This window comes from Flectobacillus longus (assembly GCF_030056705.1).
Classification (GTDB): domain Bacteria; phylum Bacteroidota; class Bacteroidia; order Cytophagales; family Spirosomataceae; genus Flectobacillus; species Flectobacillus longus.
This window is the reverse complement of sequence record NZ_JASHIC010000020.1, coordinates 58,822-83,389: the sequence shown is the minus strand read 5'-3', so window position 1 is coordinate 83,389 and position 24,568 is coordinate 58,822. Positions and strand designations below refer to the sequence as shown.

Annotated in this window: 12 protein-coding genes; 4 read left to right on the top strand and 8 right to left on the bottom strand. The window is 36.5% G+C overall.

Features of this window, described 5'->3' with window-relative positions; all coding sequences use genetic code 11:
- Window positions 1–399: 399 nt before the first annotated feature.
- Both QM491_RS15465 and QM491_RS15460 read left to right on the top strand, forming a co-directional pair.
- Window positions 400–3,315 carry a PAS domain S-box protein gene (locus tag QM491_RS15465; RefSeq protein WP_283328399.1) on the top strand — a complete coding sequence of 972 codons (2,916 nt, stop codon included), beginning with the start codon at window positions 400–402 and terminating at the stop codon, window positions 3,313–3,315.
- Window position 3,316: 1 nt separating this feature from the next.
- Window positions 3,317–4,009: a LytR/AlgR family response regulator transcription factor gene (locus QM491_RS15460; RefSeq protein ID WP_283328398.1), complete on the top strand. Its 693-nt coding sequence runs from the start codon at window positions 3,317–3,319 to the stop codon at window positions 4,007–4,009.
- Window positions 4,010–4,107: 98 nt separating this feature from the next.
- Here QM491_RS15460 and QM491_RS15455 read toward each other — a convergent pair whose 3' ends face one another.
- The 6 genes from QM491_RS15455 to QM491_RS15430 all read right to left on the bottom strand — a co-directional run bounded on the left by QM491_RS15455 (window position 4,108) and on the right by QM491_RS15430 (window position 17,081).
- Complete coding sequence (locus QM491_RS15455; protein ID WP_283328397.1) at window positions 4,108–5,628, bottom strand: ATP-binding protein; 1,521 nt, start codon at window positions 5,626–5,628, stop codon at window positions 4,108–4,110.
- A gap of 5 nt (window positions 5,629–5,633) precedes the next feature.
- Window positions 5,634–6,773, bottom strand: a complete 1,140-nt coding sequence (locus QM491_RS15450) for an FIST signal transduction protein (RefSeq protein ID WP_283328395.1) — start codon at window positions 6,771–6,773, stop codon at window positions 5,634–5,636.
- 599 nt (window positions 6,774–7,372) lie between these two features.
- The gene (locus QM491_RS15445) at window positions 7,373–9,550 is read right to left on the bottom strand and encodes a S9 family peptidase (RefSeq protein ID WP_283328394.1); all 2,178 of its coding nucleotides are present in this window, start codon (window positions 9,548–9,550) and stop codon (window positions 7,373–7,375) included.
- A gap of 166 nt (window positions 9,551–9,716) precedes the next feature.
- The gene (locus tag QM491_RS15440; protein ID WP_283328393.1) at window positions 9,717–11,213 is read right to left on the bottom strand and encodes a RagB/SusD family nutrient uptake outer membrane protein; all 1,497 of its coding nucleotides are present in this window, start codon (window positions 11,211–11,213) and stop codon (window positions 9,717–9,719) included.
- Window positions 11,214–11,231: 18 nt separating this feature from the next.
- A complete protein-coding gene (locus QM491_RS15435) occupies window positions 11,232–14,348 on the bottom strand; it encodes a SusC/RagA family TonB-linked outer membrane protein (RefSeq protein ID WP_283328392.1) in 3,117 nt (1,038 codons plus the stop codon).
- Between the two features lie 963 nt (window positions 14,349–15,311).
- Complete coding sequence (locus tag QM491_RS15430; RefSeq protein WP_283328391.1) at window positions 15,312–17,081, bottom strand: DEAD/DEAH box helicase; 1,770 nt, start codon at window positions 17,079–17,081, stop codon at window positions 15,312–15,314.
- Window positions 17,082–18,009: 928 nt separating this feature from the next.
- Between QM491_RS15430 and QM491_RS15425 the strand changes: the two genes are divergently transcribed.
- Together QM491_RS15425 and ggt are read left to right on the top strand one after the other, a co-directional pair.
- Entirely contained in the window at window positions 18,010–19,230 is a 1,221-nt protein-coding gene (locus tag QM491_RS15425) for a hypothetical protein (protein WP_283328390.1), read from the top strand.
- Between the two features lie 279 nt (window positions 19,231–19,509).
- Window positions 19,510–21,315: a gamma-glutamyltransferase gene (gene ggt / locus QM491_RS15420; protein WP_374761264.1), complete on the top strand. Its 1,806-nt coding sequence runs from the start codon at window positions 19,510–19,512 to the stop codon at window positions 21,313–21,315.
- A gap of 154 nt (window positions 21,316–21,469) precedes the next feature.
- Here the strand turns inward: ggt and QM491_RS15415 are convergent, their stop codons facing one another.
- Window positions 21,470–22,150, bottom strand: coding sequence for a VIT1/CCC1 transporter family protein (locus QM491_RS15415; RefSeq protein ID WP_283328387.1), 681 nt, complete (start codon window positions 22,148–22,150; stop codon window positions 21,470–21,472).
- A gap of 116 nt (window positions 22,151–22,266) precedes the next feature.
- The gene (locus QM491_RS15410; RefSeq protein ID WP_283328385.1) at window positions 22,267–24,456 is read right to left on the bottom strand and encodes a TonB-dependent siderophore receptor; all 2,190 of its coding nucleotides are present in this window, start codon (window positions 24,454–24,456) and stop codon (window positions 22,267–22,269) included.
- Window positions 24,457–24,568 lie beyond the last annotated feature (112 nt).

Here is a 24,568-nt window from a genome sequence, read left to right as displayed (position 1 = left end):
AAGAACCAGGTTGTAAGACAGTCGCCTCCGCCAACTCTTGCTTAATATTGAACACTAATCAAATATAGATTACTTAACCATATTATAACCCATTATATTTCATCCACTTATGAAAGATATAGTTTTTATGAATTTTCTCGAAAAAGCTCAAGCACGCTTTGGATAAAATCATCACTTTGCTCAGGCACTAGTCCCTGATATATAATCATCTCATTTTGATAATCAACATATTACTGATGCGCATTTCGTGCTAATTTATCATTCAAACCGCCAAAAAGGAGACTTTGCACAAGGATAATTACTAAACTGCTTTGAGAACTATAGCCCCAAAACAGGTATTCCAACCTCACAATTTAATAAAGATAGCTGTGGGGGCGTTTTGAAATTATAGCTAAATAAATGAATACTAACGAAATAGAGCTACTAAAAACTAAACTTGAGCGTGAAAGAGCTGCTCGTATTCAAGCCGAAACAATCTTGGACGAAAAGGCTATGGAGCTATTTGAGTCGAATCAAAATTTGATTCGCCTTAATCAGCGCTTAGAGGCTCAAATCAATGAAAAAGTTTCTGAACTCAGTAAAAGTGAAATCCGTTACAAACAACTTATTGAATCTGTTCAAGACATTATTTATAAAATTTCACCTGATGGATATTTTACCTTTGTCAACCCTACAATTGAACAAAGACTGGGATATTTGGAAAGTGAAATAGTAGGACGACATTTTACCGAATTAGTACACCCTGAATATCGAGAGTCTCTTGTGAATTTTTATTACGAGATGATAGAATCGAAAAAAGAAAGTACTTACAACGAGTTTCCTGTATTTCACAAAAACGGACATATCGTCTGGATTGGTCAGACTGTTCGATTGATGCAAGAAAACAGTGAAATAAACGAGCTAGTAGCGGTAGCACGTGATATTACTGACCGCAAATCAACAGAAGAAATTCTCAAAAGCACTCAAATCCGTCTTTCGACACTGATTTCGAATATGCAATCAGGAATTTTGGTTGAAGACGAAAGCCGTCGTATTATTTTAGTCAATCAGTTTCTTTGTGATACACTTGGCTTAACTACCCCTCCTGAATCACTAATAGGAATTGATTGTAAAAGTGCATTACATGATCTTAAAAACTATTTTAGTGATCCCGAGGAATTTGCTAGCCACGTCAATACCTTAGTTGAAGAACAGAAATTAGTCGTAAACGAAAAGGTTCGAACTGCCGACGGGCGAATTTTAGAGCGTGATTATATCCCTATTTTTATTGATGAGCACTATACAGGTCATCTTTGGAGATATAATGATGTTACCGAAAACTTCAATACCCAAGAGACCATTCGTAAGAGCGAGGAAAAGTATCGTGGTATTATGAACAATATGGAGCTGGGGCTATTGGAAGTAGACAATGACCAGACTATCATAAGGGCATACGATAAGTTCTGTAAAATGGTTGGATATACAGAAGCTGAACTTTTAGGAAAAAATGCACAAGAACTATTTCTCCCAAAAGAATACATCAAGGTTATCGAAGAGCAACAAAATCTTCGTAAAATTGGAGGAAGTAGCTCTTATGAACTACCCATACTCAAAAAAGATGGAGAAATCCTATGGACGCTCATTAGTGGTGCCCCGATTATTGACGAACATGCTGTAACTGTAGGCTCAATAGGCATCCACTATGATCTCACAGAACGTAAAACACTAGAGCAGGAATTAAGTTTAGCTAAACAGATAGCTGAGGACGCACGACAAGCCGAAAAACAATTTTTGGCTAATATGAGTCACGAAATCCGTACACCTTTGAACGCTATCATTGGTATGGCTCACCTGTTGTTTGATACCCATCCTACATCGCAACAAGTCGAATACCTAGAAATCTTGAGAAGCTCTGCCGATTTCTTACATAGTCTTATCTCTGACTTGTTAGATATGGCTAAAATTGAGGCAGGAAAAATTGAAGTTAACCACAAAGAGTTCGATCTAGTTGGCTTGCTGAAAACAGTTCAAAAAGTATTCGAAATAAAAATTGGTAACCGTCCGCTTGAAGTAAATGTCATGATTGATTCAAAAATTCATGGTACTTACATCGGTGATGATTTATTACTCAATCAGATTCTTTTGAATATCATTGGAAATGCTGAGAAATTTACCGAAAAAGGCGAAATCAATATCACAGTTCGTCAGGTTAAAGAGATTGCCAAAGATGAGGTATTGCTTGAGTTTCAAATTGCAGACACAGGCATTGGTATTTCTCCAGAAAAACTAGAATTGATTTTCCAAAAATTCAAACAAATCAACCAACAAGGACATAAACACAAAGGTACAGGCTTGGGATTAGCTATCACCAAAGAGCTTATTGAGCTTCAAGGTGGGCACATTCACGCTACTAGTGTCGAAGGTAAAGGCACCAACTTTATCTTCTCATTGCCATACAAAAGAAGTGATAATATCATCATTACGGCTCCTACTTCAAGCCGCAAACTTTCAGAAACAAAAGATTTTGAAAATGGACATATCTTGGTAGTTGAAGACAATCTGATGAACCAAAAATATATTTCAAGTCTTTTAAATAAATGGAATCGCCATTTTACTGTTGTATCTGACGGCCGACAAGCCGTCGAACAAATCCATAAGCACAAGTTTGATATCATTTTTATGGATCTTCAGATGCCACACATGGATGGCTATGAAGCTACCATTGCTATTAGAAGTACCCAAACACCCAGTCAGCATGTACCTATTATTGCCCTTACTGCATCGGCAATGCTCGACCAAAAAGTAAAAGCTATGGCTGTTGGTATGAGCGATTTTTTGCCAAAACCATTTGCTCCAAATCAATTGTTTGAAATGCTACAGAAATATCGAAAACTCTCTAGTGAAGAAACAGCAGATGATTTTGAAGAAATCAAAATAGCCCCTATTACCGAATCAAAAACACAGCAAACCAATACCGTGGAAAACCCTATTGACTATGAGCGCCTAGACGAAATGTATGAGGGAGATATCGAATATCAAGCTGATATGTTTGATACTTTTTTATCTGATGTTTATCCTGAATTTAAAGATTTGGCGCCATTCGTGGAGCAACAAAATTTTCCAGAATTGAAAAAATTAGCTCACAAGCTCAAGCCAACTTTAGGCATGGTAGGTTTGACTCAGCTCGAACAACAGCTTGTCGAAATCGAACGTAGAGCCTTGGACAAGCCTGAGTACTATGACCTAAAAGCCAGAGTTGATCAATTGCAAAAAGCGTTGAGCCAAATTCATCCAATTTTAGAAAAAGAGTTGCAACGCTTACAAAACCTCCAATAAAATGAAGTTACGATGTATCATTGTTGACGATGAAATAATGGCCAGGAAATCCCTGCAAAAACTATGCGAACAACATAGTGCTCTAGAGTTGGTGGCCATTTGTGAAAACGTCCAGCAAGCCCTTAAAGTACTAGAACAAAACGAGATTGATTTGATATGGCTTGACGTTGAAATGCCCGAAATGACAGGTTTTGATTTGTTAGAAAAAATAACCACCACTACCACTCAGGTAATTTTAACAACTTCAAAAATTGAATATGCTTATGATGCTTTTCAATATCAAGTAACAGATTATCTAAAAAAACCGATTACAGGACCAAGATTCAATCTTGCTGTAGAAAAAGTCTTGGACCTACGCCAGAAAAAAGATAGCCCTCTACAACAGCATAACGAAATTTATATCAAGCATGAAGGTAGATATATTCGACTTCCTTATTCTGATATCCAGTTTGTAGAAAATGTAGGTGACTATGTAAAAATCTATACCAGCAAGCAATCATACGTGATTCATACTACAATGAAGTCTTTAGAAGAAAAATTAGGAAAACAGTTTTTACGGGTACATCGCTCTTACATTGTTCACCTTGATAAAATTGTAGATATCGAAGAAAATAATTTAGTGATTGCCAATAAAGTTATTCCTATTAGCAGAGCTAATAAGTCAGAATTAATGAATCGACTTAATATGCTATAAATCAAGACACAACGCCCCAAAAACTCCTTCTTAAAAATATAAAAGGGATAAGGTTCTATAAAACCTTATCCCTTCTTTTTTATAAAAACCTACCAGTATCATGAGCCACGACGGCTATATTTACCAATTTTCTGGAATAACTCCTTCGGATTAAATGGTTTTGTTACATAATCATTCATTCCTACCTCAAAGGCTCTATCTTGGTTATTGAGCGTTGCTGAAGCCGTAAGTGCAATAATTGGAATATCAGGATTAAGTTCGCGAATACGCAAAGTAGCCGTGTAGCCATCCATTTCTGGCATCAATAAGTCCATTAGAATTACATCATAATTGCCATTTTTATATTTTTCAACGGCCACTAGTCCATTTTCGGCAACATCAAAATCTATCTCCCAACGTGTTAAAAATTTAGACGCAACTTTAACATTGACTGGGTAATCCTCTACCAATAAAACCTTTACACCTTTTAGACTTACCTCATTGATACTTTCGGCAACAGGCGTTTGAATGGTTTTAATACCATTACCAATCTTAAGTTTTAGGGTGAAATAAAATTTTGCACCTTTTGCTTCTTCACTTTCTAATTGAATCCTACTGCCATGTAACTCAAGTAGCTTTTTGGTAATTACTAATCCCAAGCCAGTACCCCCAAACTTACGAGTTGTTTCAGAATTGGCCTGTGTAAACTGTTCAAAAATTAATTCTTGTTTTTCTACAGGAATACCAATACCTGAATCCTTTACCGAAACATAAATTTGAGCTTCTTCGTCGGTCTTACTAACCAAAGAAATTTCTAACGAAATATTCCCATTAATAGTAAACTTTACTGCGTTAGAAACCAAATTAGATAAAATTTGACCCAAACGGAGAGGATCCCCAATTAATGAATCAGGTATATCATCGTCTACCATTAGGCGAATTCTATTCCCTTTTTCCTCAGCTTTTACCTGATTAGCTCTTTTGATATTAGAAACTAATTGTTTAAAATCGAATGGAGTAGCTTCTAAATCAACCTTACCTGCTTCAATTTTACTAAAGTCAAGAATATCGTTGATAAGCACATGTAGATTATCTGTAGAAAACTGTAGTGTTTTTAAATTATCAGCCATCGTTGGCGAACACTCTTCTTGTTGCATCAGATAGGTCATTCCGACAATTGCATTAAGTGGTGTTCTGATTTCGTGGCTCATCATTGACAAAAACTCAGACTTAGCTTGTGTAGCTTTTTCGGCAGCGTCTTTTGCTTGGCGAAGTTCTGACTCCATTTTTTTACGATTATCAATTTGCTTTTGTAAATAATCCACTAAAAGCAATAAATTATCTGCATCAAACGAAGGTAAAGAATTATCTGTTTCAAGTGAGTGAATCGCCTCTATCAGTTTCTCAATCGAGCGTCTACGTTGACCTATTTCATCCTTAAGTCGAATATTTATTTCAGCGTATTCTTTTTCATTAAGAGACGAAGAATGCTCAAAAAGCTCTTTATCTCTATCAAAGTTTACGTAGGAGTCACTAACCACTTTCAAAAATTTCACCACGTCCTCTCTTACTTGTGATTCTGTATTTAGGAAGCGATTTACCTGTTTTGAAAGAAGTTTATGTAATTGATCGTTTTGCATATAAATCAAATCTCTGTAAATGTCGTAATAGTCATGGTTTGGTTGTGAAGGTCGCATTTGGCTTCGGCCATCAACGGAGAAATTTCTCCATACGAATAAAATCCAGTAATACAAGTATCAGGTCCAAACACTTCACGAGCAGCTTCTAGCTCCTCTTCAGTTCTATATCCTAATACTAGCCTACGCCCGACACAACTAATTAGTATCGCTAATTCGGGCTTAAATGAAAGCGATTGAAGTGCATTTTCGGCAGCTTCTGAAGAGGCATCGAGTAGGTTATCAAAATTTGCTTTCATAAAACGAATCAAAGCGCCCTTAGGTATTTCTCCAGCAAAAGTCATGCTTTGTTGTTTTTCGTCAATCGAAAGAATTGTTCGAACTACTGGTGCAGAGTCTGCGTCTACTCGCATAGATAATGGGAATAACAAAGCTGCTCCAGGAAGATCTTTTGCATATTTACCTAAATATTCTTTGTAAAGCTCCAAAGCGGGTTTTCCTCCAATAGAATACAAGACATTATATTGAGATTGAGTAATTTCACGTTCAGGCCCAAAAACATCCCAACCACCCATAGTTCCGTGTCCTATACGCAAATGATTACCATAAAAACCAATGCCAATAATTTTTCCTTCGGAAGGTTCGGCATTGAGGCCTACTAAGGTTTTCTCAAATCTATCATCATCACCAGCCAATCCACCTGTAACAGTAACGTGTGGAGATGTATGTTCGTTGAGTGCACGTACTAACGCACTACCATTTACTACGCTACCATCAGATATAACGATGATATGTACCAAATCATCAGCCTGTAACGCCTCTACTAACTGACAAGCGGCTTGATAACTTTCACTTGTATCGCTAATATCTATTTGTGTTGTTTTGATTTGAGTATCCTCAAATTGCAAGGCAGTAACTACAATTGTTTGTGTTTCTACTCCTGTATTAAAAATTTCTCCTGCAGTTGAGTTTATTACTATTTCAGCATGTGGAAAATCCTCACGCATTTTCGAATAAACTTGCATTTTTTCGAATAACTTACGTTCTCCAAATACGATGACTAATTGTGCTTTTTCTGAAGAAAATCCTTCATCGATTCTTATACTCTCCCAAGCGTCTGAGCGATAGGTACTTTGACAAATTTTCATTGTATTAGAGAGATTAGATAATGCAGTTTAATGAATTGGCGAGGAGCATTACTACACTTTGCTGTTACTACTTGTATTAGTATTGGTACAATAATGGTCATATCAAAATAAGCTACACTTCACAAATTTGTACAATTAATTCTATACATACTATTGTGATTTCTTAAAATACCACAACTTAAATGCCAATTTTCGTTGGTAGGTAAAAGTTTTTGTGGTTTTGTTTTATTACTTGTACTTTAAGAGTGGTTAGGTAGTGCTGGCAATACCAATATTTTTTATAAAGTGGTTAGGTTGCTTATCTATATCTATTGTAATCTAAACTCAGTAGGTTAATAATATCTTTCCTATTAGGAAGTCATTCATAAACTAAATACCTCCATTATCTCTAAATAATATTAAATAGATAATCCCATTTACTTATCATGAAGAAACCATGTAGAATAATGGTTTTACCTTAATTGAACAAACTTACTTAATCTAAGTGGATTCAACCAATAATTTCGATAAACTGTAGTTTTTGAGCTTTTTTTGGTAAAAAACTAACTTTACATAGGTGTAGAACGTATTTATTGTTAACATATTCATGCACTTAGCCCTTATTTTCCGCCCGGAGGACAATATTTTCTCAGATAATTAGTGTAAAGTGTTGAAAGGTGTTTGCTCGTTCCTTCGCCTTCACTAATACCATGTGAACGGTTTGGATAAGCCATAAACTCGAATTGTTTATTGTACTTAATCAATTCATTCAATAGCATTTCTGCATTTTGATAATGTACATTATCGTCGCCGGTTCCGTGAATGTACAATAAGTGTCCTTGCAAATTTTTGGCATGAGTAATAGGCGAACCATTCACAAAATCTTCTTTATTTTCTTGTGGTAAACCCATGTATCTTTCTTGATAAATATTGTCATAAGTCAACTGGTTTCCTACAGCGGCTACGGCAATACCCGTTTTGTATATTTGTGGGTATTGAAACAATAAGTTTAGCGTGGTAGACCCTCCACCACTCCATCCCCATACGGCTACACGTGAGCTATCCATATAAGGTCTTTTCAACAAATAACTTGCCCCTGCTGCTTGGTCAGCAATATTGATTTGACCAATCTTACGATAAATACCTTTACGCCATGCACGTCCTTTAGGAAGTGGCGTTCCACGTCCGTCGATAGACACATAGATATAACCATCTTTACCCATATCACCTTGATACAAATTGTTGCGACCTGTATAATATTCATCTTTGGTAGTAGCACCCGCTGGTTCGGTATATACATAAAAAACAACTGGATATTTTTTAGTAGAATCAAAGTTGGCAGGCTTTACCATCCAAGCACTCAATTTTACGCCACCTTCTATAGGAATATCAAAAAATTCGATAGGACGTTGAGCCAAACGTACCTTTGATAGTTTAGCTTCGATACCTTCTTTTCCGCCTGCTACACTATGATCAGGTAGATTTACTACTTCGCTCATACGGCTAATTTGGCTTGAATTAAAGGAGTGAAAAGCCATTTTTTGGTCAGGTGAGATTTCGTATGAGTGCGTACCATTTTGTGTTTGAGGTGTAACACGTACACTTTTACCTTGTCCATCCAAAGTTGTACTATATAGATAACGTTGACGAGGATTATCAGGAGATGCCGTGTAATACACTTTGTTGTTCTGTTCACTATAACTTAAGATGTCAATCACATCAAAGTCTCCAGGAGTCAATAATTGTTCATTTCCATCCAAAGTAATTTTGTAAGCATGATTCCAACCATCTTTTTCTGAAATCCACAAAAATGACTTACCATTCTCAAGCCAATCCCAACCTACACTTTCACCTGAACGATTGTTAAACTCAACCCAAGCTTCATCAGTTTCTTTATAGATAGCTTTAGTAACAGCAGTTTGTGTTTCAGCAATAAACAAAGTAGATACATTTTGTTTACGATTCAATTGTTGAATAATCAGCTTATTAGTATTAGGTACCCACTCCATTTTAGGAATATAATTGTTGTTGGTAGCTCCTGGAAGTTTCATCCATTTTGTTTGGGCTGTTGCCAATAACACTACGCCTATACGACATGAAGAAGGTGTTTGACCAGCCTTTGGATATTCGACTGGAACAATTTTTGAATAAACAGAATCCGTATTATTAATCATATAAAAATCTCTGATGGTATTTGCATCTATTTGCCAGTAAGCAATAGACTTACTATCAGGACTCCAACGGAAACCATCTCTACATGAAAACTCTTCTTCATAAGCCCAATCAAATGTCCCATTGATAAGTTTTTTTGTACCATCTTTGGTCAATGCTGAGATTTTATGAGTGGCAATATTCTCAACATAAATATTGTTTTTGTAAACAAATGCGACTGATTTACTATCTGGAGAAATTTTGGCAAACATCAAAGAAGAGGCATCAAATCCTTTTCCTAGTTGTGAAAGTTGGTTGGTTTTGAGGTCTAAAATCCAGTAGTCTCCTTTGGTATCCAAACGCCATACTCTTTTGGTATTGGTGTAAATGAGTACTTTTTGGTTGTCCTCCGAAAAGCTGTAGCTACGCACTTGTAGTTCGTCATTAGCGCCTTTTGGGGTGAGTAAATTTTTGGCAATTACTACATCTTTTTGACCAGTAATTGGATTCACACGAACAATCTGATTCGCTTCTAAGGTAGTATAATCACTTCCACCTTTATTCCAATTGATACCCTGTTGAGCTGTAGCAGGAAAAAATAAACATAGGAGCGCAAGAGCACTCAATAATCGATGAAGTTGTTGCATAAAAGTTGATTTTATTTTTAAAGGGCGAATTTTACGCAAATATTAGTAGGAAAAAAAGAATTTATGACGATTGGCTCTAAGATTCATTCAAAATCACCTTTTCAGGCTATAAAACAAAAGAGGTTATCCTTTCGAATAACCTCTTCTGAGTCAATTGTGGTACTAATTATGGGTTAGGTACGCAGTCTTTGTTAACGTTAATCTCCGTCTGAGGAATTGGCCAAATATACGCTGGCGAAGTTGTTGGAATCGCAACAACAGTCGGCTTGGCAGGAAGAGCTAACAAATTACGTTGCAAATCTATTGAACGGAATCCTTCACCCAAAAACTCGATGTTTCTTTCTGTCAAGATTGCATTTACTAAAGCTGTACCTGTTGCAATATCTACTGCAGCATAAGCTGTAGTAGAACGGCTACGTACTGCATTTAACAATGCTAACGCAGAAGCATCAACAGCAGAACCAGCCAAACGAGCTTTTGCTTCAGCCAAGTTCAACAATACCTCTGAGTAACGAATCACTGGAACAAAATCTTTGTGAACAGGACCAGTAGGAAATTTAAGCAAACGGATACGGCCACCATCACCAGCAATATCATTTTTGATAAAATTAGTTCTACGAGCATCAGTTGCTGTAAATGCAGGGTTTCCTACAACACCAGCTGGATTCAATGAATAGTCACCAATACCAGTTACAGGAACATAGTAACTATGCAAACCATTTTGAGTACCTGGAAGGTCATTATCACCCATTGGGAATGAGAATATAGACTCAGTTGTTGTATAAGGAGCTGCAAAAACCGAAGCGATATTTGCTTGAAGCGCATTTGCTACACCAGTCGAAGCTTTGAAAGGGGCAGTTGTCGAAACAATTTTGTTTGCTTCTGTTACTACATCACTCCATCTGCTCATTTGTAAGTAAATACGAGTTTTTAGAGCAATAGCTGCGTTTTTATGAGCACGGGTTGTATTCAACAATGGTGATGAATACGAAGCTGGCAAATTTTGTTCTGCAAAATTCAAATCATCTAAGATTTGAGCATATACTTCAGCTACCGTACTTCTTTTCAAGTTGTTGTTACCACTACCTACTTCCCCCTTCAAACGCAATGGCACACCAAGGCTAGCACCTGCGTCTTTGTTGAAAGGCTGTGCATACGTATTTACTAAAGCAAAGTAAGTCAATGCTCTTACAAAACGAGCTTCAGCTTTGTATTGAGATGCAGTAGTTGCATCAACAACATTTGGATTTTTGTCCAACCCTTCCATAAACAAATTAGCACGGTTTATGGCTAGATAGGCAGTATTCCACATGTTAGTTGGTTCATTCGAAGACGAGTTGTTGGTGTGGTTCCAAGTTTGTAAACCTGTTACACCATTTGATGTAACGTTCAACCAGTTTTCGCCACGGATTTCGTTATATATTAAATAACGACCACCATACAACTGACCAGATTTTGCACTTGCATATAAGCCATATACTTGAGCTACAATACGGTCTGGAGTAGAAAATGCCTGTAAATCAGAAAGAGATGTAATTGGAGTTGGTTCTAGCAATTCTTTTTCAGTACAAGAGACCGTTACCGTCAACATCATGAGAGCAGCCACCGATACTTTGAGTGTCTTCCCTGCATTTTTAAAAGCTACGTTTATATATTTTTTCATCGTATAATCAATTTAAAATTAGAAATTAACCGAAAGACCTACTGTGTAAGTACGCGCTTGAGGCGTAGAGTTACGGTCAACACCTGGAGCAATATTAGAACCACGGTTAGTTGAAATTTCAGGGTCAGCACCAGTGTAGCCAGTAATCAAGAAAGCATTTTGTACTTGAGCATACAATCTAGCACTTGAAATTTTTGCTTTTTCTAACAAACCTTTCTTGAAAGTATAACCCAAAGAGATGTTACGCATACGAAGGAAGTCTCCTTTTTCTACGTTCTCAGAAATAGGGTTTGCAGAACCGTTAGAAATGTTATCACCAAATACTAAACGTGGGATGTTAGTAACATCTCCAGCTTTTTGCCAACGATTCAAGATTTCTGCGTGGTTGTTCCATGCACGTTGATCACGCAAACCAGCTTTAGTACCATTATAGATATAATTACCACCTGAGAATTGCATGAAAATGCCCAAATCAAATTGCTTATACTTAAATGTATTATCCAAACCACCGAAGAAAGTAGGCATACCAGTACCCCAAACTACTCTGTCAGAACCAGTAATTGCTGGTGCTACAGAACCGTCTTTTACATAAGTCCATCTATTACTACTGTTTGCAGCATGGTTATATTGTACTTCCTCACCTTTAGCATTTACAAAAATACGTTGACCGTTTGCAGGGTTAACTCCTCTTGTTTCGATTACGAAAATACTACCAACAGGATAACCTACACGAACGATGTTAGAACTTTCCAAACCACCAGTTGATGCAATAATATCTGCATTGTTGTTTGCTAAGGCTGATACTTCGTTTGAGTTTGTTGAGATATTGAAGTTAGCATTCCAAGTAAAGTCTTTCTTCTCTAACACTAAAGCGTTCATCGTAAATTCGAAACCTTTATTCACCATCGAACCAACGTTTGTGTTAATTGAGTTGTTTGGTACACCACGTGAAGGAGCTTGTGGCTCAGCCAATACTAGGTCTGTGATATTGTTTTGGTAGTAGTTCAATTCACCAGTGATACGATCTTTAAACAAACCATAGCTAATACCTACGTCAACTTTAGTACTTTGTTCCCATCTCAAGTTAGGGTTACCTGCTTGTGCAAATGCCCATGTTGGAGTAGAACCATATAAACCAGAACCAAATAAACTCAAAGAAGCGAAATCACTTACACCTGTATTACCTACACGACCCCAGCTACCACGCAATTTCAATTCATTGATTGTATTGCTGATTGAAGAACCTTTCCAGAAAGCTTCTTCTGATAAACGCCATCCTAATGATGCTCCAGGGAAACTACCCCATTTGTTACCTACTGCATAAGCAGAGTAACCATCACTACGTAATGTAAACGAAGCTAAGTATTTCTTGTCGAAGTCATAGTTCAAACGACCGAAGTAAGACAACAGACCGTTTTGTGATTGGTAGTTGCTACCTACTACGTTGTTTACAAAGCTACCTTGGAATGAAGTAAAGAATGGATCAGATACTCCTGTACGACCAGCACCCCAACGGTTGATAGTGAATTTTTGTGCTTCAGTACCAACTACAACAGTAAAGTTGTTTTTATCAACGTTGAAATCATACGTCAAATAGTTTTGCCAGTTCCACTGCTTGATATTAGTGTATGTGTTATAAGCAGAACCGTTTGTAGTACCTGCCTCACCATGGATTGGGTTTGAGAATTGAATATCTTCAATTTGAGTGTTATCCATACCGTAAGACGTTCTGAATACCAAACCTTTGTACAATTTGAAATCAGCAAAAATGTTAGCAATCAAGTGAGCATTTTCCGAAGTAAATTTACTCAAATCCAAATCTGGAAGCGGGTTATAATAACCACCAGGACCAACTTTGTTTGCTCCAAGTCCTAAATTGTTAGCTGATCTGTTGATGTTATATGAACCATCAGCATTGTATGGTGCTACGTTTGGCGCCAATACCAATGGCAAACGACCTAAACCACCTGTTGAGAATGCCCCAGTAGTACCAGTGTTAGGTGCTTGGTTGAATGAATTAGCATAAGTAATATTCGAACCAATTGTGATAAAGTCTGTCAAACGGTGAGAAATATTCATACGACCAGTCATACGGCTAAATGTGTTTTTCTTCAACATACCGTTTTGATCTGTGTAACCTACTGAGAACGAGTATTTCGTATCTTTGTTACCACCATTCAAGCTCAAGTTGTGGCTTTGCGAATAACCAGTTTGATAGATATAGTCGTACCAGTTTGTATTTACCAAGCTACCATCTGCATTGTAAGAAGGGAAGAATTGATCAGCCAAGCCAGCATTTCTAGAGGCTTCATTCTTGATATCCATAAATTGTTGAGCATCTAACATTTTGAATCTTCTGAATGTTTCTGTAGCACCAACCCAAGCATCGTAAGTCAATTTAGCTTTACCTTCTTTACCTTTTTTCGTAGTAATCAACATTACACCTGCAGCAGCTCTTGAACCGTAGATAGCAGTAGCTGAAGCATCTTTCAAAATTTCAACTGATTCAATATCAGATGGGTTAATATCACCTAGAGGGTTGTTCACAGTATAACCACCTGCCGAAACATCACCAGAGTTGATTGGCATACCATCAATTACAATCAAAGGCGACGAGCTTTGGTTGATTGAAGATGTACCGCGTACACGAATAACTGGAGCGTTATTTAATACACCGTTTGGTGTTGTGATATTCACACCAGAAACACGACCTTGTAAACCTTGGTCAAATGATTGAACTGGTTGAGTAGCAATTTCTTTACCAGAAACGGATGTTACAGCACCAGTAATCACTTTTTTACTTTGTGAACCGTAACCCATTACTACTACTTCGCTCAACTCAGAAACATCTGATTCTAACTGAACATCGATGACAGAACGGTTACCAACTTTGATTGAGAGTGGCTTGAAACCTACAAAAGTAAATACCAAGGTCTCGTTTGGAGAAGCATTGATGGTATAATTACCATTTCCAGCTGAGGTTGTACCACGAGTTGTACCTTTCACAGATACACTAACTCCTGGAAGATCTGAGCCATTTTCGGCCATTGTGACTTTACCTGTTATTTTGCTTTGAGCAAAGATTATGCTCGCAGAAAACACTAACAGCATGGTAAGTAGAAGTCTCTTTTTCATGCAATAAAAGGGTTTTACTTGTTGACGTTTTTACCTGACAATTGTTGATTTATATTTATTAAAACTAAATCCAAAATGTAAAGAGAGGCAAAAAACACTACGTTGACACCAACGAGTAATCAATGCTACATCAAATGGTGAATGAAATAGCTTTGCCAGTTTTTATGACTTGGGGAATTGATACTAAGGAATAATAAGTACAGGTTAAGGTATCTTTGATTGTGTCAACAAAGACCGAACTTATCTGGAATATAGTATCAAAACAATTGAGAAGCTTTTGTAACAGTTAAGGTGATACATTAAGCCTACTTTGAAGCATTTTTAACATGCTCAAAGATTTGTAGGAGCATGTTATAGAATTCTCTCTTTCATGCAGTAAACGGAATATAATTTGTTGATGATTGAAACTGACTTTAGTTTGATTCTGTATGTGTTTGATTTTCTAAACTGAGGTGAAATTATACATTAACAATTAGTTTAACAATTATTTATATGCCACTTATTTAAAATTGTTCTAAAAATGCAATGAAAAATAACTTTTATTATATTTTTGACTCTATTTTTAGTAGTCAGATATATAATTAGCTGAAACAAATCGATAATTATCACTTCTTTGTCGACATTTGGTGTACTCAAGAACAATTCTCCAAGCATAAGCATTTATACTTAATTCAAAATATAATTCTACTCAGTTCAATAAAATCAATGGTATATTTTACAAGTATCTATTTTTACCAAATAAAAAACAGAGTCATATTTAGCTAAAATAAAACTTTATTTTATTGAGCCTACAATAGTTCAAAAAAGGCAATAGGCGAATATTTCAATAAAAATAATCATAATTTTAAACAAAATAACCATATTTTACTTCATTTTTTTTCTTTAAGAAGTATAGCTAAAAGTATAGAAAATAAAAAAGGCCGCTGTTTACACAGCGGCCTTTAATTGATATGAATTGAATGCTTAGTTATTAGGCTTCGCAATCTCTACATTCACTTTTTTACCTTTGATAGAAGCTCCTTCCATACGGTTCAATACAGTGTTTGCAAATTCTTTCGGAACGTCAACAAAAGAGTATTTGTCAAAGATGTCAATTTGACCCAATACGTTACCTGGAATTCCAGATTCACCTGCAAATGCACCTACGATATTCGCTGGAGAGATTTTCTCGTTAAAACCAATATTAACAAACATTCTTACCATGTTTGCATCGCGACGGTAAGGACGACCTTGTTTGTCTGAACGCGGCCCTCTGTCTTCAGAACGACTACCTCTATCTCTGCTGTCACCACGCTCTGGACGTCCGCCACGGCGATCATCACGACCACCTCTTTCAAAACGTCCTTCACCACGACGACCACTATTGTCTCTATCTTTATTGTTAAAACGATCACGACGATCAAATTCACCGCTTAGATTTTCGTCAGCAAATTCATTTTTCGAGACACCCATATTCATTTTTACCAAAGCAGAAACTACTTGTTCAGTAGAATAACCTGCATGGTGCAATGCCTGTAATACATCTTCGAATAATTCTAAATCACCATCAGCAATAGCGCCACGTACACGATCGATAAACATTCCTTTTTTCACTCCTACTACATCCGAGAATGAAGGAATTACACCTTTGTCAATTTTCACTTTAGTGTAATTCATGATTTCACGAAGACGGTTACGCTCAGCACCAACAATCATTGTAAATGCCTTACCAGATTTACCAGCACGACCTGTACGACCAATACGGTGTACATAATACTCTTCGTCTAAAGGTACATCATAGTTAAATACTGCATCTACGTCATCTACGTCCAAACCACGAGCCGCTACGTCTGTTGCAACCAATACGTTTACAACACCCGAACGGAATTTAGACATTACATTAGTACGTTGAGCTTGACGCAAGTCACCATGAAGACCTTCAGCAGCGTAACCACGCAATTGCAACTCTTCTACTACTTCGTCAACTCTTTTCTTCTGATTACAGAATACCAATGCTAATTTTACTGAATAGAAATCCATCAAACGAGTCATAACTTCCATTTTCGCTTTCCCTTTTACATCATAGTAAAGTTGTTCGATATTGGCGTTAGTAATTTCGTTCTTCACAACTTTCACCAATTTAGGATCGTTTTGATAACGAGAAGTCAAGGCCATAATAGGCTTCGACATAGTTGCTGAGAAGAAAATAGTTTGACGTTCTTCTGGAGTTTCTTGTAAAATGCTTTCAATGTCCTCTCTAAAGCCCATGTCTAACATTTCATCAGCTTCGTCAAGAACTACTTTACTTACATTTTCTAGTTTTAAGGCACGACGCTCAATCAAGTCAATTACACGACCAGGAGTACCAACAACAATGTTTGCACCAGCCTTCAAAGATTTGATTTGGCGTTCGATAGAGTCACCACCATAAACAGTAGTTACCCAAACACCTTTTTTATGCTTTGCAAGTTTCTTTAATTCTTCTGTTACTTGAACCGCCAACTCACGAGTAGGACAAAGAACCAAACCTTGAACTACTTTTTCGAAAGGAACCACTTTTTCTACAATTGGAATACCAAAAGCAGCTGTTTTACCTGTACCTGTTTGTGCCTGCCCGATTACATCGCGACCTTCAAGAATAAATGGAATTGCCTCAGATTGAATTGGAGACGCTGTCTCAAAACCCATATCTGCTACCGCTTGTTGAACTTCTTGTGATAATGAAAGTTCGTCGAATCTTAATAATTGACTCATTGTTTTTCGAAATGTCGGTAATTGACGTAACCTTAGTTACAAGGCATCAGAGATGTCATCCATTCATTCGTCCCGAACAGAATGGTAAGAATCCCTATCTATGGCTTGGTCAAAAACGACAAAATTGTGATTGTTAAAATTTGCTTTAATGATGCCCGAAACATCCGTTAAAGCTCTGGAGAAACCGATTTAAACTGATAACAGTTCGAGATTGGAAATTGCTTCATGCCAAGAAGCGAACACAGAGACGTGCGGATGTTTTTGTATAACAGGCACAAAGGTATTCCAAGTTTTTTGCATAAACAAATATAATTGTATTTTATTTAGAATCATTTTTGAGGGGCAGTACTGCTTTTTAATTTCTGTCGGGGTAATTTTATACCTTTACCTTCAAGAAATTAATCAATTCTCCTTTTGGACAAATTTTATTTTACCAATAATAACTTTGCCCAAATATATTATTACTTTTTCCTAGGCATTCTACTTTCTATTTAATGCCTAAAAATATTTTATTTTTAAGGAAATGGTTAAATAACAGTCACTTAATTATACTCAAAATAGATGCGACGAATGCGACATTAGCTCTAACTATCCTTATTTTAGAATCCATTTACTAAAACATTCTTATAGAGTGAACAAAAAACGTTTATCTAATCGTTAAGTATAAAGAGATATTTCTCTCCCATTTGGAATTTGGAAATTGCCAAATTATGACCTTGTTTTAAGGAATATGTCTTTCAAACAATTATCATTTATAAAGTATTAGAACAGCCACAAAATATAATTTTTCCATTTTATCTTATAATCAATATAAGAATACTTGATAAAGCAAGATAAAAATTACTAGGGAATTTAGACCTTTGACAATTAATTAATAGGCATTCCGTTCTTGATGGGAAAATTCCAAAACTATTTCTGGTAAAGCACGATGAAAACATTCTCATTCCTTTTTTTGATCCTCTTTGGCTTAACAACAACTATTAACGCTCAAATTTATTCTGATTCCTTGATTGTCAACATTCAGAATAATCTGGTTAAGCTGCAAAACGAAAATGAAAACCTCAAAGGACGTATCGAGTTACAAAGTGTTTCTTTGAACGATATTTCTAAAAATCAATCACTTACTGACCGTACAAAGTGGGAAAAAATCCGTACTAACTTGGTCAAAAGTGCTGAGGTATATAAAATTTTAAGCGATGATATTATTGACCTAAAGTCGCAGGTAATCAATCAAGATTATCAAGGTTATATCAAAAAACTCAGTAGTGTTGAAAAAGGTCCCTTAGGCTTTTCTTTTGAGGAGGTTATTTTGAAAACAGCTCAAAACAAAGCGATTTTTGATAAAAAAGAAAAAAATGAGCGCTTTGTCACTGTTTTAAAAAGCTTGAAGGATAGCCCTATCGTGGGTTTGATTCCGTATGCTTCGCAAGCGGTGAATCTTTCGACAGCGGCTGTAAATGTGGCTTACGCAGCAGGTGTGCAAGACAAAAAAGTAAACTTTGATAAAATCAAGGAGTTTGAAAAAGAACTTCAACGTTATACAGGTTTTTATAATGCTTTGGACAAAGCTAACCTAACCAACGCAACTTCGAGTTCACAAACGGTTACCCTATTGGAAACCCTACAACTTGATGTCTTGGAAAAATTCAAAAAAGACGGTCAGAAGATAGGCTTCAACCCAAGAGAGATTCGTGGAGATGAAACAATTGATGACTATTTCAATTATGTAATGGGGGAATTTACGCCAGAATTGATGCGTAAAAAAACTACAGAAATTGAGAAGAAGTATGTAGGGAAAGACGGTAAAGTGAATCTTGGGGAGTTGTTGCAGTCAGAGTTAGATGTACGACATGTCAATAACAATCTAGATTATTTGCAATCACTTTGTAATCGTTTTGTAGGTATTCATGATAATTATTTCGACCTCGAAACTCGTTATTTTGACCAAGTAAAGCAGGCTATTAATGTGGCTAAAGGCAATAATATTATCGAAGCCGTTGGCGAAAAAAATGCCCAAATGGTTTATGATGACTTGATTAAAGATTTGACTTCTAAAAAGAAAAAGAAGGATGCCGCAATCAAATCGAGTATCAATATCAAAGAGTTGAAAGACAAAATTGACTCTGTTGATATTTATAAAATTCTGTAATAGCAATCAAAACACTTTTGTATTGAAATTAAAGCCCAAACTTCTTCAAAGAGTTTGGGCTTTTTGTATATTTGAAGGATATATAGGAATCTTTTAAAAAGAGATTTTATGATACCTTAACTAAACAGAAAGTCTATGATTTATCGGATTCGGTATAATTTATTTTTCAGGAAATAAATAGCATGTGAACAAAACAGTCTGGTCTTTTGACTACTCTCCGAAAACGTATAACATCTTAGTACTTACTCCTTGTTAATTAAAAAACCAATCTTCATCATGATGAAATTTAAACACATTATCTTACTCTCATCGATAACCTTAGGACTTATCTGGAGCTGCAAAACTCCTGCTGTACAAGTTAGCAATACGCCCTCCCCTATCAGCAACGCCAAAGAAAATAAGGGTTTTTATCAATTTTTAAATGACGACCCCAACGCCTCTCCTTTTGTAGCTAAAAAAGAACCTGTCTATGCACAAAATGGTATGGTAGCAGCTACTCACCCAGAAGCTTCAAAGGTGGGAGTTGAAATCATGAAAAAGGGAGGAAATGCTATCGATGCAGCAATTGCAACACAATTTGCCTTAGCAGTGGTTCACCCTGCCGCTGGTAATATTGGTGGTGGAGGTTTTTTGGTATTTCGTGATAAAAAAGGAAATACCTACACTTTAGACTATCGTGAAAAAGCCCCTGAAAAAGCTAGTAGAGATATGTATCTTGACGAAAAAGGGGATGTAAAAGCAGGTCAGCCAAGCTGGTATGGTCATTTGGCGAGCGGAACACCAGGTGCTGTCGACGGTCTCGAACAAGCTCACAAGCGTTTTGGTAAATTATCTTGGAAACAAATCCTTCAACCCGCTATTGATTTAGCTGAAAATGGCGTAGCACTTACAGCACGTGAAGCTCGAGGATTGAATAGAATTAAGGATGACTTATTGAAATATAATCCTGGCAAAACATACTTTTTAAAGCCTGATGGTTCTGAATGGAAAGAAGGTGAGCTATTAATCCAAAAAGATTTAGCAAAAACCCTTCGTCGTATCCAAGCAGAAGGTCGTAAGGGTTTTTATGAAGGCGAAACAGCAAAACTTTTATTAGCCGAAATGAATAAAGGTGGTGGTATCATCACACAAAAAGATTTGGATAATTACCATGCCGTTTGGCGTGACGCAATTGTAGAAACGTACAAAGATTTGAAAGTAATAACTATGCCTCCTCCCTCTTCAGGCGGTATTGCATTGATGCAGCTATTGAAATATGTAGAGAATTATCCTCTAAAAAAATGGGGATGGCACACTGATTCTACTACTCAAGTAATGATTGAAGCCGAACGCCGTGTATTTGCCGACCGTGCTAAGTGGCTAGGAGACCCAGATTTTGTAAAAGTTCCTCAAAAAGAATTGCTAAGTCAGGATTTTTTAAAGCAACGTTGGAATGACTTTAGTTTTGATGCGGCTACAGATAGTAAAAAGGTTTCAGGTGGCGCTATTCCTGGCTACGAAAGCATGGAGACAACCCACTCTTCTTTTGCTGACAAAGAAGGTAATGCGGTGTCTATTACTACCACTTTGAATAACTCGTACGGTAGCAAAGTCATAGTAGCTGGCGGAGGTTTTTTACTTAATGACGAAATGGATGATTTTTCTATCAAACCTGGCCATCCCAATTCGTATGGGTTGGTAGGTAACGAAGCTAACGCCATTGCTCCAAATAAGCGTATGTTGTCATCAATGACTCCTACAATCGTAGAAAAAAATGGAAAATTGTTTATGATTCTTGGTACACCAGGAGGCTCAACTATTATTACTTCGGTATTCCAAGTATTCTTAAATGTGGTAGAGCATGGTATGAATATGCAACAGGCGGTAGATGCTTTACGCTTTCATCATCAGTGGCTTCCCGACCGCACAACATTTGAGGAAGGTGCTTTTACACCACAAACTCTACAAAAATTATTAGGTCGTGGTTATAAAATAGAATCACAAAAGAACACGATTGGTCGTATGGATTGTATATTGCTTTTGCCCAATGGCCAATATGAAGGTGGTGCTGATGTAAGAGCAGACGACACTGCGATAGGATATTAGATTTGAGATTTGAAGATGAAGAGATTTGAAGATTTGAAAATGTGTACTAGATTTTACTCATTTTCAAATCTTCTTTTTTATCATTAAACAGCTGTAAAGTTTCTAAATACCCCTCTAATAACAGTTATACTAGTAACCAATAACATTAGGTAATTTATCCAAACAATTTAGCTACTCCAAAAGCTGCTGCTGCCGCGGCTGCACCAATAGATGTAACCTTTATAGCTCCCATCCAAGGGTGTTGTCCTGTGATTTTGCTTTTGAAGAAACCGAAAACAAATAAGGCTAATAATGTGATAACTACAGAAATCTTCAAGCCTAAAATAGCATCATCCACAAAAAAATAAGGGCTCAAAGGAATAATTCCACCTATTGCATAAGATATACCAATTGTTACAGCAGAATTCCTAGCACGATTGATATCTGGTTTTTCTAAGCCCAATTCAAATTTCATCATGAAGTGCACCCATTTGTCTTTGTCTTTTGCTAATGCCTCCACAATCGCTTCTTGCATATTGGCATCAAGACCATAATCTGCAAATACTTCTCGCACTTCTTCTTTTTCTCGTTCGGGTACTCTTTCTACTTCTTCGTATTCACGTTTCAATTCAGCTTCGTAATGTTCTACCTCGGTTTGCCCAGCCAAATACCCTCCCAAGCCCATAGCAATAGCACCTGCTACAATTTCGGCAATACCCGCCGTAGTCACAATTGATGTATCAGCTACTGCTCCTGACAAACCCGCTGCTAAAGCAAAGGGGACTGTCAGTCCGTCGGACATGCCAATTACTATATCTTTCAAAAAATCTGAACTCTCCAAATGTTGCTCTTCCATATTTTATTCGAAATTGGTTTAACGATATAAATATCTCAATATAAAAATTCTAAGCGTAATATTCATCATCAATTGTACACAAGCAATGATAAAAATTTGTTTCAGGATTAATCAGCTTATAAATTCAATTTCAATGAAAGAATCACTTGACGCAAATTACCGGGTGTAATAAACCCTCGACCTCCGTAATAATACTTTGTATCAAAAATGTTATCTCCACTCAATGACAACGTATATGCTTTTTGAGAATAACTCACCACCGCATTGAATAAAGTGTACGCATCCGTAGCAAAAGTTCCTGCTGATTTACTGTTGATAATATTGTCTTTCCCATAATAATTTCCTCCCAAACCAAGAGCAAACCCTTTTAAACCACCTTGCTGAAAACAATAATTAGCATACCAATTGCTCATCCATTCTGGACCAGAATTTATAGGTCGTAAACCTTCGGTATTGGTATCGGCGGCAGTTAATTTACTATCATTATAAGCCAAACCAGCATGTATGTATAGACCTTCTACAGGGCGACTTTGCAAGTCTAATTCTACTCCACGACTATACTGCTTCCCATTTTGAATAAACATAGAAATATTTTCAGGATTTGAACGCACAGTATTGCTAATTTGAATATCATACAAACTCAAGCTCGCATCTAACAAATGTTTTTCGTGAGCATATTTAAACCCTGTTTCAAACTGATTTCCATACTGAGGTTTAAAGTTCGCTACTGTTCCATCTACCTGACTTACTGGTGCCACGTTTTGGAAACCGTTCATATAACTGGCAAAAAATGCTAATTGTTCAGGTAATAGCTGATACGTCAAACCTACCTTTGGCGAAAATGCAGTTTGGTTGTATGCACCTATCCAAGTATCTGTTGTTTTATTATAAGTACCTGAATTTTGTAAGAAATCTACTCTAGCACTTAACATCAAAGTCAAGTTTTTAGTAGGGTTAATCACATCTGAAGCATATATCGAATAGGTCGTAAGTATGGTTTTAGTAATAGCTGGTACTTTACCTAACAACCTACTGTTGATTTCGCTTTCATTTAGTAGCCCATAATTAACATTTTTTGTAGCAACTGCAACTGTATCAAAAGTTGGTCGTGCCACACCATTGGCAGCATTAGCCTTTGAGCCATCCAAACCATTGGCAGTAGTACCATATACATAGCGATAATAATCTGCGCCTAATAATACTCTGTGGCGTACTGAAGCAGTGGTTATATCTCCAATAAAGTTTTGTTGGATTTGTTGGTTAATAATAGTTTCAGGTGCATAATTGACAATTCTACGCACAATCGAAGCATTACTATTAGTCATTATCATCGTCTGATAATTGCCATAAGATTCACTATTAGAACTCATCAAATTTGTCTCAGATTTCCATCGGTTCGACAGAATATAGCTAATCTTTCCGTACAAGTTCACCGCCGTTGTTTTATACAAAACACTATTGTCTGTATAAGATTTATAATAATCTAAATTCAATCCACTTGGACTTTCGGCATAAGTCAACACACCACTTTTGAGTGGGTTCATAGGAGTCAATAACAAATTATTTGTCGAAACTCTTCTCAAAATTTCTGCCTCAGCATCAATTCTTAATTTATCCGATGCTTTATAAGTAAAGCTCGGTGCTAAAAATAAGTTTTGATAAATTCCTTGGTCTTGAAAACTTTCTTTGTTGGTATAAGCACCAGTTACACGCATCAAACCTTTTGATTGTACGTCTAACTTTGCATTGACATCAAAAGTAGCCCGTTGAAAATTGTTATTACCTCCTGCCAAAGTAATACTTGTAAAAGTATCATCTTGTGGTTTGACCGTCACACGGTTGATTACACCTCCAAATACTGTCATTGAACTTCCAAACAAGGTTCCGCTTGGCCCCTTTACCACATCCAATTGAGCAACATTTACTGGATCAATATCTGAGGCTACATATCCTAATATACCATTTCTGAAGTTAGAACGAGTGCGAAATCCTCTTACTGTATAATAGGGCGAAACACCAGCCCAACTTGGCGATACTCCCGTTACATTTGATAACATGTTGTATTGCACAAAATAATTACGGTTCATTATCAATTTGCTATTTACTGAATGCGTAATCTGTGCGTTTTCTAAATTCTTCAAAGGTATTCTTGACGAATATTCACTTGCAACATCAGCTGAGCTATTCACACCATGAACAATTACTTCGTGCAGGTCTGTGTTTTTTAATATAGTTGAGTCTTTTTGTTGTGCTTGAGAGTCAAAAATATTGCTAAAAAATATGGTGAGAAAAATTATCTTCTTCATGTGTTTATCATTAGAAAAGGAAGTCGTCAATACTTCCAAAGTATATAGAATCTTTAAAACTTGATTTTGACACATAGCAAAACACTCTTAGCCTATTCTTAAGAAATACGCT

Coding starts and splice junctions, on each gene's coding strand:
- QM491_RS15430 (WP_283328391.1), bottom strand. CDS start 17,081: ATGAGTCAATTATTAAGATTCGACGAACTTTCATTATCACAAGAAGTT.
- QM491_RS15450 (WP_283328395.1), bottom strand. CDS start 6,773: ATGAAAATTTGTCAAAGTACCTATCGCTCAGACGCTTGGGAGAGTATA.
- QM491_RS15465 (WP_283328399.1), top strand. CDS start 400: ATGAATACTAACGAAATAGAGCTACTAAAAACTAAACTTGAGCGTGAA.
- QM491_RS15460 (WP_283328398.1), top strand. CDS start 3,317: ATGAAGTTACGATGTATCATTGTTGACGATGAAATAATGGCCAGGAAA.
- QM491_RS15410 (WP_283328385.1), bottom strand. CDS start 24,456: ATGAAGAAGATAATTTTTCTCACCATATTTTTTAGCAATATTTTTGAC.
- QM491_RS15415 (WP_283328387.1), bottom strand. CDS start 22,150: ATGGAAGAGCAACATTTGGAGAGTTCAGATTTTTTGAAAGATATAGTA.
- QM491_RS15455 (WP_283328397.1), bottom strand. CDS start 5,628: ATGCAAAACGATCAATTACATAAACTTCTTTCAAAACAGGTAAATCGC.
- ggt (WP_374761264.1), top strand. CDS start 19,510: ATGAAATTTAAACACATTATCTTACTCTCATCGATAACCTTAGGACTT.
- QM491_RS15425 (WP_283328390.1), top strand. CDS start 18,010: ATGAAAACATTCTCATTCCTTTTTTTGATCCTCTTTGGCTTAACAACA.
- QM491_RS15445 (WP_283328394.1), bottom strand. CDS start 9,550: ATGCAACAACTTCATCGATTATTGAGTGCTCTTGCGCTCCTATGTTTA.
- QM491_RS15440 (WP_283328393.1), bottom strand. CDS start 11,213: ATGAAAAAATATATAAACGTAGCTTTTAAAAATGCAGGGAAGACACTC.
- QM491_RS15435 (WP_283328392.1), bottom strand. CDS start 14,348: ATGAAAAAGAGACTTCTACTTACCATGCTGTTAGTGTTTTCTGCGAGC.